Source organism: Pseudonocardia aurantiaca (assembly GCF_039526725.1).
Taxonomy (GTDB): domain Bacteria; phylum Actinomycetota; class Actinomycetes; order Mycobacteriales; family Pseudonocardiaceae; genus Pseudonocardia; species Pseudonocardia aurantiaca.
Genome location: NZ_BAAAJG010000027.1, coordinates 260,236 through 273,536, shown reverse-complemented (window position 1 = coordinate 273,536; position 13,301 = coordinate 260,236). Strand labels below are relative to the sequence as shown.

The window sequence follows — 13,301 nt, the reverse complement described above, 5'->3', positions numbered from 1 at the left end:
TTCTGTCACGCTTGACCGTGAAGATGACCTGCGCATCCCGTCCTGGGATGGACGTAAGGAGAGGAGACAAGACGCCATGGCACTACCCACGCTCACTCCCGAGCAGCGCGCTGAGGCTCTGAAGAAGGCGGCGGCCGCCCGCACGGCTCGCAAGGAGCTCCGCGACGCGATCGCCCGTGGCGACGAGACGATCCCAGCGGTGCTCGACCGCGCCAAGTCCGACCAGGTCGTCGGGAAGACGAAGGTCGCCGACCTGCTCAAGAGCCTGCCGGGCTACGGCCCCGCCAAGGTCTCGCAACTTCTTGAGCAGACCGGCATCGACGCCTCCCGCCGGGCGGCCGGCCTCGGGGACCGCCAGCGCCAGGCGCTGCTCGACGCGCTCAAGTGACACCCGCCGCCCGGTGCCCGGCCGTTCGCGCCGGCGCCGGGCGGGGTGGCGATCGGTGGCGCACGACGCCACCTGTGACCCGATTCGACAGGCGCCACCGCCTACCGGCAGGCTTCACATGTGGATCGCTTCGTCGATGTAGCACCGGACGTCCGGTTGTGGGCAGAGGACATCGCTCCGACCGGGCCTGAGCCCGGTGAACCGGTGCTGCTCGTGATGGGCGCCGGGTCGTCGGCGCTCGTGTGGCCGGACGTGCTCGTCGCACAGCTCGCCGAGCACCACCGTGTGATCCGGTACGACCACCGCGACACGGGACGCTCCACTGCAGCCTTCGACGAGCACCCCTACGGCATCACGGCCCTCGCGGCCGACGCCATCGCCGTGCTGGACGCGTTCGACATCCCGCGCGCCCACGTCGTCGGCATGTCGATGGGCGGCTACCTCGTGCAGCTGTTGCTGCTCGACCACCCCGAACGACTCGCCTCGGCGACGCTGTTCTGCACGGGTGCGCTCCCGACAGCCGACGGCTCCGGCCCCGAGCTCCCCGGCCCGGACCCGGCCCTCCTGCGCCTCTGGGGCGAGATGGACGACCCGCGCGACCTCGAGAGCGAGCTGGCCTGGCGGATAGAGCACTGGCGGCTCCTCAACGGCACCGGCACGGCGTTCGACGCCGCCGAGTTCCGGGCGCTCGAGGAACGGGTCATCGCCCACAGCGGCCGCCACGAGGCGGTCGTCGCCCATGCGCGGATGGACACCGACGGGATCGAGCGTGGGAGCGAGCTGCCCGGCGTGACCGTGCCGACGCTCGTGATCGAGGCGCCAGAGGATCCGGCCTATCCGCCGCCGAACGCGGGGCACCTGGCGAGGTCGCTGGGCCGCGGGCGCCTGGTCCGCATCCCCGGGATGGGCCACGCGATCAACCGCACCGTGATCTCGCCGCTCGCCGCGGCGATCCTCACCCAGAGCACGCACACCCCCGCCCCGGCCTGACGGGTGACCCGGGTGTGTACCGCCCGCGGGTGCGGGCATCCTCTGCCCGCACCCCACCCGGCGAGAGGTGAACCATGGGTATCGAGGACCCGGACGCGGACGTGGCCGAGCAGCACACGAGCGTGCTGGAGGACGACGAGGAGGAGGAGTCGGTCGTCGAGCCCGACATCCCGGTCGAGGCCGACCCGGCCGACGTCGCCGAGCAGCGCACCGAGGTCCCGGACGCGGACGACTACGAACGCGGCTGACCGGCCGCCGGCACAGGCGCCCCCGGCCGCGGGTCCGCGAGGTCGTCAGCCAGGGTCCCCATGCTCGGCGCCACGACCACGAGCTTAAGCTGTGCTCCGCGCACGAGCCGTGAAGCAGTGCTTCCACCTGGTGGAGCAGACCGTTGTAGACAATGGCCTAGCTGCGGGGGTCATCCAGACGTATGGCATCGTTCGCGTCGCGGGTGGCGGGGAGGAGATCGGTGAAGGTCGTCGCGATCATCAACCACAAGGGTGGCGTAGGTAAGACCACTCTTACGGCGAACCTCGGAGCCGGCTTCGCCGCGCGAGGACAGAAGGTGCTGGTCATCGACCTGGACGCCCAGGCGAGCCTCACCATCTCGTTCTTCACGCAGAGCGAGTGGACCGCCGACCTGCTACCCAGCCGCACGATCAAGCACTGGTTCGACGGCATCGGCACCGACGACGCGATGGTGAGCCCGGCCGAGCTGGTCTCGTCGCCGCCGCGGGTCCAGGACAAGCTCTCGCGCGGCACCGGGCGGCTCGACCTGATCGCCGCGCACCGCGACCTCACGGACGTCGAGACGGCCCTCGCCGCGGAGCTGATCTCCGACCCGCACCAGTTCGCCGCGCTGCACGGGCGGCTGCGGGAGGCGCTCTCGCACAAGGACTTCGCCGAGTACGACACAGTGCTGATCGACTGCGCGCCGAACTTCGGGCTGATCGCCAAGAACGCGGTGGCCGCCAGCGACCTGCTGCTGATCCCCACCAAGCCGGACTACCTCTCGACCAACGGGATCGACTCGCTCGGGCTGAAGATCCGGTCGTTCGTCGAGGAGTACAACGAGCACTCGGCGGTGCCGGTGGAGCGCCCGGCTGCGGCCGTGGTGTTCACCATGGTGCAGAACCAGAACGGCGTCCCGATCGAGGCGCAGCGCAGCGTCATCAGCCGGATCGAGGCCCGCGAGGTGCCGACGTTCGCCACGACGATCCGCGACAGCAAGTCCGTCTACGGCCCGGCGCCCGAGCACGGCGTGCCGGTGATCCTGGGCGGCACGGGGCGGGCCCAGACCCGCGAGCTGCGCGACATGGTCTCCGAACTGTCCGGCCGTCTCGAGGGGATCGCCGCGTGACTTCGCACGACCCGATCGACATCTCCTCGCTCCCCGACTCGCCGCTCCCGTCCGTCCCGCTCGCGGTGGCCCTGCAGAAGGCCGTCGCGCTGCTGGAGACGCTCACCCGGGAGCAGCTCGAGGACATCGCGTCCGGCAACGGGCAGCTCGTCTACCGTCCCGGACCGGTGCGCCCTGTCCGCCGCGAGGTGGCGCCCCGCAACCCGGCATCGGCCGACGTCGCCGCCGCGGTGGTCGACATCAACCGGATGTCCACCCCCGCCGAGGTGGCCGAGTACCTGCAGCGGCACGACGCGCAGTTCACGGTGCCGGTGCTGAAGCAGATCGCCCGCGGGCTGGGCCCCACCGTCAACGCAACCGGCCGCACGAAGACTCAGCTCCGCCGCGACATCATCGAGGGCACGGCCGGGTTCCGGGTGCGGTCCGCGGCGATGTCGGGCGGCGCCTGGGCGCGCGAGCAGTAGCGCGCCCGGCGCCGCCTGGCTCACCCGATGCGCTGGCGGCTCCGGTCGGCCATGCCCGGAGGCGGCGAGTCCGGCGTCAGGCGCACGCGCGGCAGGAACCGGCCGGTGCGCGCGGCGTAGTCCAGGTAGTCGGTGCCGTGCAGCCGCGCCAGGATCGGCTCCCGCACGGCCCTCGCCTGGATCTGCACGGCCACCACGAGCAGTACCGCCCCCAGCACGGCCACGAGCGTCGGCACCATCAGCAGCGTGCCGGCGGTGGCGACCACCATCCCCGTCAGCCCCGGGTTGCGAATGCGGGCGTGCAGTCCGCGGGTGGCGAGCACCGGATGCGGGTCGCCGTCGCGGGCGGCGGCCACCTGCGCCTGCGACGCGAGCACCACGGCCATGCCGAGCAACGCCAGCCCCGCGCCGACGACCACCACACCGGGGTTCTCGAACAGCGAGATCGGCTGGATGACGTCGGCGGCGACCAGCAGCGGCGCGCCGAGACCGAGCACCGTGGATAGCACGAACATCCCACGTGCCCACCACCCCGCCGAGCCCGGCACCTGGGCGGCACGGCCGAACGCCCGCCGTCCCGGCGAGGCGCGCAGCATCCGCCGCCTGCCGATGGCGCCGAGCACCGTCGCGACGCCGCCAATGGCCAGCGCGATCCAACCCGCGGTGTGGTGGTCGAGGCCCGCGGTGACCAGCGTCCACGCCGGCTGCCCGCTGAGCTGCTCGACGGCGTCGACGATCAGCCAGCCGCCGAACACGAAGAACAGCACCGCCGCGCCGATCTGCACCGCGCGTTCGGGCAGCCGCCGTCCGAGCTGGCGGCCGACCAGGATCGCGAGCGCGTCGGCGGCGACCATGCCGAGCGTCGAGCCGACCCACACACCGAACCACCCGTACTGAGTGGCGAGTGTGATCGTGGCGAGCATCGTCTTGTCGCCCAGCTCGGCCAGGAAGAACGCCACGGACGCGGCGACCACGGCGGAACCCGTCGAGCGCTCGGCTTTCGTGCGCTCCTCGGCGGTGAGCTTGTCGCCGCGCAGCGTCCAGGCGCCGAAGCCGACGAACGCGACGGCGGCGACCAGCGCGATCCACCCGGTGGGCAGCGCCGAGCCGAGACCGTAGCCGACGGCCACCGAGACCAGGTGCACCACCGCCGTGGCCAGCGTGATGCCGACGAGCACGGGGAGCGTGCGGTAGCGGGTGGCGAACGTGAGTGCCATGAGCTGGGACTTGTCGCCGAGCTCGGCGACGAAGACCACCCCGAAACTGACCGCGAACGCGACTAGAAAACCGTCCATGACCAGGGAAAGCCCTTCGATCTCCAGCCGGTTCGGAGCGCAGCCCGCCCCGAACCGGTCGACGTACCGGATCGAAGGTCTCGCTCGCCTGATGGCGCAGGCCGTGCGGCCGGGCCCCGCGCCGAGCGGGAGCCAGTATGTCGACCGCGACATTGGGAGCTACTCCCCTTCGCGCCTCGGACGCTATCGCCCCGCGTGCCGCCGCCTGGACTTCAAAATCCACTTAGCCCCGCCTAACGCCCGCAGCAACTCACTCGCACGAATCCCAGCGACCCGCGCGGACCAATCGAGCGACTCGCGGGGGATGGAGCGCGACACCCCCGCGAGTCGCTGCGGAAGTGCGCGCGAGTCGCTGGAACAGTGCGTCCGAGTTGCGTCCGAGTTGCGTGCGAGTTGGGGTGCGGTCAGGAGGCCTCGGCGTCGGGCTCGAGGATTACCGTCACCTTCGCCGCCCAGCGTTCGTGGGCCGACTGGCGGGTGATGCCCGCCGCCTGCGCGATCTGCTCCCACGTCGCTCCGTGCCGGCGCAGGCCGACGAGTGTGGGGAGCGGGTCGAGGCCTGCGCCCAGCCCGATCCTCAGCTGCAGCAGCTCCCACGCCCGCTGCCGCTGCACCGGGACGTCCGTGCCCTCCTCCGCGTGCCACTCCAGGCTGCCTGGCAGGGGCGGTTCGCCGAGGATGGCGTCGGCCTGGCGGCCGGCCTCGGTCACGGCCACGACCTGCACGGCGGCGGCCGCCGCTGTGACGTCGACGGTCAGCGCAAGGTCCACCAAATCGATTCTGTCAGGAGACACCTGACAAACCTACCGCTGATAGCTCTAGCCGCATCGCTGGTGTACCAATGGGCTATGAGCGCGCCGCCGACGGAGACCGACAAGCAGCGCATGCTGCGCGCTCGACTCGCCGAACTGATCGCCGCGATGGCGCCAGGCGAGCCGCTGCCCGCCGAGCGCGACCTCGCGCGCGCCCTGGGCGTCGCCCGCATGACGCTGCGCCGGGCCGTGGACGGCATGGTCGCCGACGCACTGCTGGTCCGCAGGCAGGGCGCCGGCACGTTCGTCGCCCCGACGAAGGTGGCGCACCGCCTCGCGGCCAACTCGTTCTCCGCCGACATGCGGGCCCGCGGCCTTCGCCCCGGCAGCCGCACGCTCACGGCGAGCAACTCCCCCGCAGGCGTCATGCTCGCCGCGCTGCTCGAGGTGCCGCCGGGCTCTCCCGTTCTGCACGTCCGGCGGCTGCGCCTGGCGGACGGCGAGCCGATGGCCGTCGAGGACCTCCACGTCCCGGTCGACCTCGTACCCGGCCTCACCGGCGCAGACCTGGAGGACCACTCCTACTACGAGCTGCTCGCCGGGCGCTACGGCCACCGCATCGCGTCCGGTACCCAGACGGCGGAGGCGGCGCTGACCACACCGGAGGACGCTGAGGTGCTCGGGGTGACGGCCGGCGCGCCGGCCTTCTGCTTCGAGCGCACCTGCCGCGTCGACGGGGGCCGAGTGGCGGAGTTCGTCCGTTCGGTCTACCGGGGCGACCGGTACCGGATCATGGTGGACATCTTCCCTTCGTGACCGGTAGGTAACGGCCCGGCTGCACCCCGTTACCGCCCCTTGACGGCGCCGGGGTGACCGACGCTACAGTCCTCCAAAACTTAGACCTCTGGTCTCGAAGACCGGTCTGGCGTGCACGTTGGAAGGGGATCCCTCATGTGGTCGAAGCCCGGTTCCCGGGGGCTGCGGCGCGCCGCCGTCGCCCTCGTCGCCGCGTCGGCACTGGCCGTCGCAGGGTGTGGCAGCAGCCCAGACACCGGAGGCGCCGCCAGCGGCGAGGGCCGCACGCTGACCGTCTGGATCATGGAGGGCACCAACCCGGACGCCCGGCCCTTCTTCGACGAGGTGACCACCGCGTTCCGTAACCAAACCGGCGCGTCGCTCGACGTGCAGTTCCTGCCGTGGGCCTCCGCGCACGACCGGTTCGTCACCTCGATCGCGGGCGGCACCACGCCGGACGTCGCGGAGGTCGGCACCACCTGGACCGGCGAGTTCGGCGAGGCGGGCGCCCTGGCCGACCTCGCGCCGCGCGTACAGCAGGCAGGCCTGGGCAACGGGCTGGTCGACGGCCTGGTGGAGGCCGGCACGGTGGGCAACGCGCTCTACGGGATGCCCTGGTACGCGGGCGTGCGCTCGATCGTCTACCGCACCGACGTGTTCGCCGAGCTCGGGCTGAAGCCGCCGACCACGTGGGATGAGCTGGTGCAGGTCGGACAGGCGATCAAGGCCGCGAAGCCGGACATGGTGCCGTTCCCGATCGCGGGCGACAACGAATACGGCGTGTACCCGTTCGTCTGGGGCGCAGGCGGCGAGATCGCCACGCAGAACGGCACCACCTGGACCAGTGCTCTCGAATCGCCGCAGGCCCGCCAGGGCATCAAGTTCTACTCCGAGCTCTCCACCGTGCACGGGCTCTCCACACCGGCCGCCGCCACGTGGAAGGAGACGGACCTGCGCGACTCGTTCGCCCAGGGGCAGTCGGCGATGATCATCTCCGGGAGCTGGACGCCGAAGGCGATCCTGGAGGCCGCGCCGGAGCTGCAGGGCAAGATCGGCGCCTTCCCGATCCCTGGCCCCACCGGGGGCATCTCGCCGTCCTTCCTCGGCGGCTCGCACCTGTCGATCTTCGAGGGCAGCGCGAACCAGGACCTCGCGTGGCAGCTCGTGCAGATGATGAGCACCGGTGAGTTCGCGCAGAAGTGGGGCACGGAGTCCAGCTTCTTCCCCGGCACCACCGAACTGCTCAACCAGGCCGCGGCGTCGTCCGACCCGCTGGTCGCCCCGTTCGCCCAGCAGATGGTCGACGCCGGGCGCAGCGTTCCGGTCACGCCGCTCTACGGCCAGGTGCAGGGCAAGAAGACGATCTCGACGATGATGAGCTCGATCCTCACCGGTGCGGCCACCGTCGACCAGGCCACCTCGACCGCCGCCGCGGAGATGAACCAGATCTTCGCTGGTGGCGCGTGAACCGACCGTGACCACGGTCCGGGAGCGCACCCGGCCGGGACGAGGGGCGGTCACCACCGGCCCTCGTCCCGGGCGGGATCCCCGCAAGAACATCCGGCCATGGCTCCTGCTCGCGCCCGCGCTGCTCGTGATGGGCGGGCTGCTGCTCTACCCGCTGCTGCGGGTCGCGGTGATCTCGCTGCAGGACTTCGGCCTGCGCGAGCTCGTGTCGGGGCGCACCGACTGGGTCGGCTTCGACAACTACGCCGAACTGCTTGGCGACGGGCAGCTGTGGCGCACGGCGCTGCCGAACACCGTGGTGTTCGCAGTGGCGACGGTGGCGCTCACGGTGGTGCTCGGCACGCTGGTGGCGCTGCTGCTCGTGCGCCTCGGCCCGGTCGCCCGGGGTGTGGTGACCACGGCGATCATGGTGGCCTGGGCCATCCCCGCGGTCACCGGCACCTACGTTTGGGTCTTCCTCTTCACCCCTGGTGACGGCCTCGCCATCCAGGCACTCGACGCTCTCGGCCTGGTCGACGCCGCCACCGCCAACCCCTTCACCGACCGGCTCTCCTTCTTCGCGGTGGCCGCGCTCAACGTCGTCCACCACGGCTTCCCGTTCGTCGCGCTCACCGTGCTCGCCGGCCTGCTGACCGTGCCGCAGGAGATCACGGAGGCCGCCACCGTCGACGGCGCGAACGCGTGGCGGCGGTTCTGGTCGGTGACGTTCCCGATGCTGCGGCCCGTGTTCGCGGTGGTGACCGTGCTGTCGACGATCTGGGACTTCAAGGTGTTCACCCAGATCTACCTCATGCCCGGCGGCGACGGCGTCACCCGGAGCGTGCTCAACCTCGGCACCTGGTCGTACGTGGAGTCGTTCGCGCAGAACCGCTACGGGCTCGGTGCCGCGATCGCGGTGCTGCTCACCGCGCTGCTGCTGGTGATCACCGTGGGCTACCTGCGGCTGCTGTTCCGGGAGGACGAGCTGTGATCGCGCGTCGGTTCGGCCTCTGGCTCGGGGTCGCTGGAGTCCTCGTCTTCACGCTGCTGCCGGTCTGGCTGATGGTCTCCACGGCGTTCAACGGCCGGGCGAACGCCGGGTCCCGCACCATCTGGCCCGAGGAGTGGACGCTCGACAACTTCACGTTCGTGATCGGCGAGGGCGGCTTCGGCCAGTACCTGGTCAACTCCCTGACGGTCGCGCTCGGCACGGTGCTGGCCGGCGCCCTCCTGGCGCTGCTCGCCGCGGTGGCCGTCTCCCGGTTCCGGTTCCGCTTCCGCACGTCGGTGCTGGTGATGATCCTGGTCATCCAGATGGTGCCGGTGGAGGCCCTGGTCATCCCGCTCTTCATCCAGGCCCGCAGCCTCGGTGTGCTCGACAGCCTGTTCGGGCTCGTCATCGTCTACCTGGCGTTCTCGCTGCCGTTCGCGATCTGGACGCTGCGCGGGTTCGTCGCCGCGATCCCCGTGGAGCTGGAGGAGGCGGCCTACCTCGACGGGGCGTCGTGGGGCCGCATGTTCTGGTCGGTGCTGCTGCCGCTCGTGGCGCCGGGGCTGGTCGCCACGAGCGTGTTCTCCTTCATCACCGCGTGGAACGAGTTCATCTTCGCGCTGACATTCATGTCCGACCAGGACGGCTTCACCGTCGCCGTCGGGCTGCGGCGGTTCTTCGGGCAGTACGGCACGGACTGGGGCGCTGTGATGGCCGCTTCGACCTTGATCACGGTGCCGGTGATGGTGTTCTTCGTGATCGCGCAGCGGCGGCTGACCGACGGCCTCGTGGCGGGGTCGGTGAAGGGATGACGGGCGACGAGCGCTTGGTGAACGGGGTGCTGCTGCCCGGGTTCGTCGGCGACGCAGTGCCGCCGGACTGGCTGGTGCGCGCGGCCGACGACGGGCTCGCCGGGGTGTGCGTGTTCGCCCCGAACGTGGGGGTGGACTTCCCGGCGCTGACCCGCGCCCTGCACGACCGCGCGCCCGGTTTCATCGTCGCCTCCGACGAGGAGGGCGGGGCGGTCACCCGGCTCGAACAGCGCACCGGCTCGTCGTGGCCGGGCGCCGGCGCGCTCGGGCGGCTCGACGACGTCGCCGTGACGGAGGCCGTTGCCGCCGCGATGGGCGCGCAGTGCCGCGCCGCCGGGGTCGACCTCGCGCTCGCGCCGGTCGCCGACGTGAACGCCGAGCCGGAGAACCCGGTGATCGGCATCCGGTCGTTCGGCGCAACCCCCGGCCTGGTGGCCCGGCACACCGCCGCGTTCGTGCGCGGGATGCAGGGCGCGGGCACCGCGGCCTCGGCGAAGCACTTCCCCGGCCACGGCTCCACCACCGTCGACTCGCACAAGGCCCTCCCCCGCATCGACGCCGACCTCACCACGCTCCGCGAACGCGACCTCCCTCCGTTCGCCGCCGCCATCCAGGCGGGCGTGCGGACCGTCATGACCGCGCACGTGCTGTTCCCCGCCCTGGACGACCGGCCTGCCACGATGAGCCCGCCGCTGCTCGGGCTGCTGCGCGCGGAGCTGGGCTTCGACGGGGTGGTGATCAGCGACGCCCTCGACATGCAGGCGATCGCGGGGACCGTCGGGATGGGACCGGGCGCGGTCGCCGCCGTGGCCGCCGGCGTCGACCTCGTGTGCGTGGGCAGCCCCTTCAACGGCTACGACGACGAGACCGGCTACCGCGAGGTGCGCGACGCCCTGCTCGCGGCTGTGGCCGACGGCACGCTCCCGCGGGCACGGGTCGCCGACGCAGGGCGCCGGGTCGCCGAGCTGGCCACCTGGGTCCGCGCCGCCGGGGACGCTCCCGTCGCCGAGCCAGGGCTCGGCCATCAGGCGGTCCGCCAGGTCGCCGAGCAGGTCGGCGACGTGCGTGTCACGCGCGGGGCGCACGTCCTCGACCTCACCGGCCCGGCGAACATGGCCGCCGGCAGGCTGCGGGAGCCGCGGCTCGTCGGCGCCATGCGGGCGCTGGGCGTCGACGTCACCACCGGGCCGGACGCACCCGTCGACCGGCCGCTCGTGGTCGTCGTGGCCGGCCCGTCCGCCGAGCTCGACGCCGTACGCGCCGCGCGCCCGGACGCGGTCGCCGTGCACGTGGGGCTGCCCGACCGGTGGCGGCCGCCGGGCCCGTCCCTGACCCTGTGGGGCGACGGGCGTGCCCAGGCCGACGTGGCCGCCGAGCTGCTGAGGGGACCGGGATGAGTATGAGTGCGAGCGCGGGTCTCGACCGGCTGGGCACCGAGGGCGTGCGGCCCGGCCTGGAGGATCTGAACGAACGGCCGCCCGCCGCGATCGTGGACGAACTGCTGGCCGCCGAGGCGGCGGTGCCCGCGGTGGTCGCCGCGGCGCGGGACGCGCTGGCCGAGGCAGTGACGGCCGCGGAGCGGGTGCTGCGCGCGGGTGGCCGGTTGATCTACGTCGGCGCCGGGACACCCGGCCGCCTCGCCGCGCTGGACGCGGCCGAGTGCGTGCCGACGTTCGGGGTGCCCGCCGACCTTGTGCGGGCCGTGCTCGCGGGTGGTGAGGAGGCCGCCGACATGGCGGTCGAGGGTGCCGAGGACGACGCCGCCGCCGGCGCGAGCGACCTCACTGCGCTCGCCGTGGACTCGGACGATCTCGTCGTCGTCATCACCGCGTCCGGCCGCACGCCCTACGTCCTCGCCGCCCTCGACGCGGCGGCGGCGGTGGGCGCTACAACCGTCGCGATCGTCAACAACCCGGACAGTCCTGCCGCGGCGCGCGCCGACGTGTCCGTCGAGCTGCTGACCGGGCCCGAGGTGATCTCCGGCTCCACCCGCCTGACCGCGGGCACCGCGCAGAAGGTGGCGCTCAACGTGCTCTCGACAGCGGCTATGGTGCGCTGGGGCCGTACGCACGGGCCGTGGATGATCGACGTTCTCGCCACCAACGAGAAGCTCCGCAGGCGCGCGCAGCGCATCCTCGTCGAGATCACCGGTGCGTCCGACGACGCCGCGGCTGCGGCGCTGGCGGCGGCCGGGGGCGACACCAGGGCCGCCCTGCGCACGCTGCTGGCCTGAACACGAGCCGGTGATGCGGCCGGAGCGGGTGCGCGATCACCGATCGCCATTCCGCTCGGAAACCGGCGTGGTCGAATTCCTGAATTCCGTGATCCACATTGTCGATCACCAGGATGCGAGCCGTCGGCCGTGCCTGCATGGCCCGTCTGCGCCCACTCTGCCCCCACGTGCGGGCACCGCCTGTGCTTCATGGTGAAGACCACAGGAATTCCCAGGTCATACTCAGCGAGCGTTCAGAATTCGGGCGCATCGTGGCTACATGAGCGACGAGCAGAGGGAGGCGGGCCGAGACGCGAGCGCCTCGGCCGACCGCTCCCAACCCGAGCAGCAGCCCGTTCCGTCCTACGCCATGGCCGGCCCCGGGCAGAGCGAGTCAGAGAGCGCCGCCACCCAGACGATCCCCGCCCAGCAGCCCGTCAGCGGGCCGTACCCGGGCCCGCCCCTGCCTCCGCCGCCGCCCCAGGGCCCCTACCCCGGCCCGCCCGTCGGGGCGCCGATGCCCGGCAAGCCGCGCAAGCAGCGGGCCATGGTCGGGATCGTGGCCGCAGCGGTCGTCGCCGGCCTCGTCGGGGGCGGCGCGGGCTTCGGGGGCGCGTACGCGCTGCTCGACCGCGGCAGCCAGGGCATCGTGCTCGGCGCGGCGTCAACGACATCGAACGCCATGAACGCCGCGCCGGGAACCGTGACCGCGGCGGCGCAGGCCGCGTCGCCGAGCACCGTCGACATCCAGGTCGCGCTGGCCAATGGCACGGCCGAGGGCAGCGGCGTGGTCCTCACCGCCGACGGCGACGTGCTCACCAACAACCACGTGGTGGCCGGCAGCACCGGCAACATCATGGTCACGCTCTCCGACGGCAGCCAGCACCAGGCCACGGTCGTCGGCACCTCGCCGAGCTACGACCTGGCCGTGCTCAAGCTGCAGGGCGTCTCCGGGCTCACGCCCGCGACGCTCGGCCAGAGCAGCTCCGTCCAGGTCGGGGAGCAGGTCGTCGCGATCGGCTCGCCCCAGGGCCTGACTGGCACGGTGACCAGCGGCATCGTCAGCGCGCTCAACCGCACTGTGGAGGTGCAGGGCGACACGGGTGCTCCCGTCGTCTACAACGGGCTGCAGACCGACGCGCCCATCAACCAGGGCAACTCGGGTGGCCCGCTGGTGAACCTCGACGGCCAGGTGATCGGGATCAACTCGGCCATCGACACCGGCAGCACCCAGAGCACCGGCAGCATCGGGCTGGGCTTCGCGATCCCGGTCGACCAGGCCCGCCGCGTCGCCCAGGAGATCTTGAACACCGGCTCGGCCACGAAGCCGCTGCTCGGCGTGCAGGGCAGCACCTCCAGCAACCCCAACGGCAACACCGCCACGAACGGCGCGCCGATCTCGGCGGTCACGCCGGGCTCGCCCGCCGCGAACGCGGGGCTCACCGCGGGTGAGGTCGTCACGAAGGTCGGCACCTCCGATGTGCAGAACTTCGCCGACCTCATCGCCCGCATCGGGTCCTACGCGCCGGGCGCGCAGGTCGCGCTGACCGTCACCGAAGCCAACGGGAGCAACCCGCACACCATGAACGTCACTCTCGGCAGCCAGCCCGACAAGGCGGCCTCCGACAGCGTCGGCGGGGCGAATCAGACCCCGAACCCGGGCGGCCGGTCCCCGCGCGGGCAGCAGAACCCGTTCGGGCAGCAGAACCCGTTCGGGCAGACCAACCCCTTCGGCGGAGGCAACTGACCCCGCGTCCCGACACCGGAAGCCGCCGCACCGCACCGTGCGGCGGCTT

At 72.3% G+C, this 13,301-nt stretch carries 14 protein-coding genes; 12 read left to right on the top strand and 2 right to left on the bottom strand.

The features are described 5' to 3' along the window. Positions 1 to 76: 76 nt before the first annotated feature. The 5 genes from mihF to ABD143_RS34225 all read left to right on the top strand — a co-directional run bounded on the left by mihF (position 77) and on the right by ABD143_RS34225 (position 3,202). Positions 77 to 388 carry an integration host factor, actinobacterial type gene (gene mihF, locus ABD143_RS34245; RefSeq protein ID WP_343986585.1) on the top strand — a complete coding sequence of 104 codons (312 nt, stop codon included), beginning with the start codon at positions 77 to 79 and terminating at the stop codon, positions 386 to 388. A gap of 120 nt (positions 389 to 508) precedes the next feature. Further along, positions 509 to 1,378, top strand: coding sequence for an alpha/beta fold hydrolase (locus tag ABD143_RS34240; protein WP_343986583.1), 870 nt, complete (start codon positions 509 to 511; stop codon positions 1,376 to 1,378). 74 nt (positions 1,379 to 1,452) lie between these two features. After that, the gene (locus ABD143_RS34235; RefSeq protein WP_343986581.1) at positions 1,453 to 1,626 is read left to right on the top strand and encodes a hypothetical protein; all 174 of its coding nucleotides are present in this window, start codon (positions 1,453 to 1,455) and stop codon (positions 1,624 to 1,626) included. A 221-nt stretch (positions 1,627 to 1,847) separates the two neighbouring features. After that, positions 1,848 to 2,738: a ParA family protein gene (locus ABD143_RS34230; RefSeq protein ID WP_343986579.1), complete on the top strand. Its 891-nt coding sequence runs from the start codon at positions 1,848 to 1,850 to the stop codon at positions 2,736 to 2,738. After that, a complete protein-coding gene (locus ABD143_RS34225; RefSeq protein WP_343986576.1) occupies positions 2,735 to 3,202 on the top strand; it encodes a hypothetical protein in 468 nt (155 codons plus the stop codon). Before ABD143_RS34230 ends, ABD143_RS34225 begins: the two co-directional genes overlap by 4 nt. A gap of 20 nt (positions 3,203 to 3,222) precedes the next feature. Here the strand turns inward: ABD143_RS34225 and ABD143_RS34220 are convergent, their stop codons facing one another. Both ABD143_RS34220 and ABD143_RS34215 read right to left on the bottom strand, forming a co-directional pair. Continuing rightward, on the bottom strand, positions 3,223 to 4,650 hold the full coding sequence (locus tag ABD143_RS34220; RefSeq protein WP_343986573.1) for a TMEM165/GDT1 family protein: 1,428 nt from the start codon (positions 4,648 to 4,650) through the stop codon (positions 3,223 to 3,225). Positions 4,651 to 4,901: 251 nt separating this feature from the next. Continuing rightward, positions 4,902 to 5,267 (bottom strand): hypothetical protein, encoded by a 366-nt coding sequence (locus ABD143_RS34215; protein ID WP_343986570.1) that lies wholly within the window; start codon positions 5,265 to 5,267, stop codon positions 4,902 to 4,904. A gap of 78 nt (positions 5,268 to 5,345) precedes the next feature. On the opposite strand from ABD143_RS34215, the gene ABD143_RS34210 reads away from it, so the two are divergent. The 7 genes from ABD143_RS34210 (at position 5,346) to ABD143_RS34180 (ending at position 13,252) form a co-directional block, all read left to right on the top strand. Beyond that, positions 5,346 to 6,065, top strand: coding sequence for a GntR family transcriptional regulator (locus ABD143_RS34210; protein WP_343986567.1), 720 nt, complete (start codon positions 5,346 to 5,348; stop codon positions 6,063 to 6,065). A 135-nt stretch (positions 6,066 to 6,200) separates the two neighbouring features. Then, positions 6,201 to 7,511, top strand: a complete 1,311-nt coding sequence (locus tag ABD143_RS34205) for a sugar ABC transporter substrate-binding protein (protein WP_343986564.1) — start codon at positions 6,201 to 6,203, stop codon at positions 7,509 to 7,511. 7 nt (positions 7,512 to 7,518) lie between these two features. Then, positions 7,519 to 8,481: a carbohydrate ABC transporter permease gene (locus tag ABD143_RS34200; RefSeq protein ID WP_343986561.1), complete on the top strand. Its 963-nt coding sequence runs from the start codon at positions 7,519 to 7,521 to the stop codon at positions 8,479 to 8,481. Beyond that, positions 8,481 to 9,293: a carbohydrate ABC transporter permease gene (locus tag ABD143_RS34195; protein ID WP_379659910.1), complete on the top strand. Its 813-nt coding sequence runs from the start codon at positions 8,481 to 8,483 to the stop codon at positions 9,291 to 9,293. Before ABD143_RS34200 ends, ABD143_RS34195 begins: the two co-directional genes overlap by 1 nt. Then, complete coding sequence (locus ABD143_RS34190) at positions 9,290 to 10,690, top strand: glycoside hydrolase family 3 protein (protein WP_343986555.1); 1,401 nt, start codon at positions 9,290 to 9,292, stop codon at positions 10,688 to 10,690. The genes ABD143_RS34195 and ABD143_RS34190 overlap by 4 nt, the downstream gene beginning before the upstream one ends. 2 nt (positions 10,691 to 10,692) lie before the next feature. Further along, positions 10,693 to 11,526 carry an N-acetylmuramic acid 6-phosphate etherase gene (locus ABD143_RS34185; RefSeq protein WP_343986552.1) on the top strand — a complete coding sequence of 278 codons (834 nt, stop codon included), beginning with the start codon at positions 10,693 to 10,695 and terminating at the stop codon, positions 11,524 to 11,526. 259 nt (positions 11,527 to 11,785) lie between these two features. After that, positions 11,786 to 13,252: a S1C family serine protease gene (locus ABD143_RS34180; RefSeq protein ID WP_343986548.1), complete on the top strand. Its 1,467-nt coding sequence runs from the start codon at positions 11,786 to 11,788 to the stop codon at positions 13,250 to 13,252. The last annotated feature ends 49 nt before the right edge of the window (positions 13,253 to 13,301 follow it).

Coding starts and splice junctions, on each gene's coding strand:
- ABD143_RS34190 (WP_343986555.1), top strand. CDS start 9,290: ATGACGGGCGACGAGCGCTTGGTGAACGGGGTGCTGCTGCCCGGGTTC.
- ABD143_RS34180 (WP_343986548.1), top strand. CDS start 11,786: ATGAGCGACGAGCAGAGGGAGGCGGGCCGAGACGCGAGCGCCTCGGCC.
- ABD143_RS34210 (WP_343986567.1), top strand. CDS start 5,346: ATGAGCGCGCCGCCGACGGAGACCGACAAGCAGCGCATGCTGCGCGCT.
- ABD143_RS34205 (WP_343986564.1), top strand. CDS start 6,201: ATGTGGTCGAAGCCCGGTTCCCGGGGGCTGCGGCGCGCCGCCGTCGCC.
- ABD143_RS34220 (WP_343986573.1), bottom strand. CDS start 4,650: ATGTCGCGGTCGACATACTGGCTCCCGCTCGGCGCGGGGCCCGGCCGC.
- ABD143_RS34185 (WP_343986552.1), top strand. CDS start 10,693: ATGAGTGCGAGCGCGGGTCTCGACCGGCTGGGCACCGAGGGCGTGCGG.
- ABD143_RS34235 (WP_343986581.1), top strand. CDS start 1,453: ATGGGTATCGAGGACCCGGACGCGGACGTGGCCGAGCAGCACACGAGC.
- mihF (WP_343986585.1), top strand. CDS start 77: ATGGCACTACCCACGCTCACTCCCGAGCAGCGCGCTGAGGCTCTGAAG.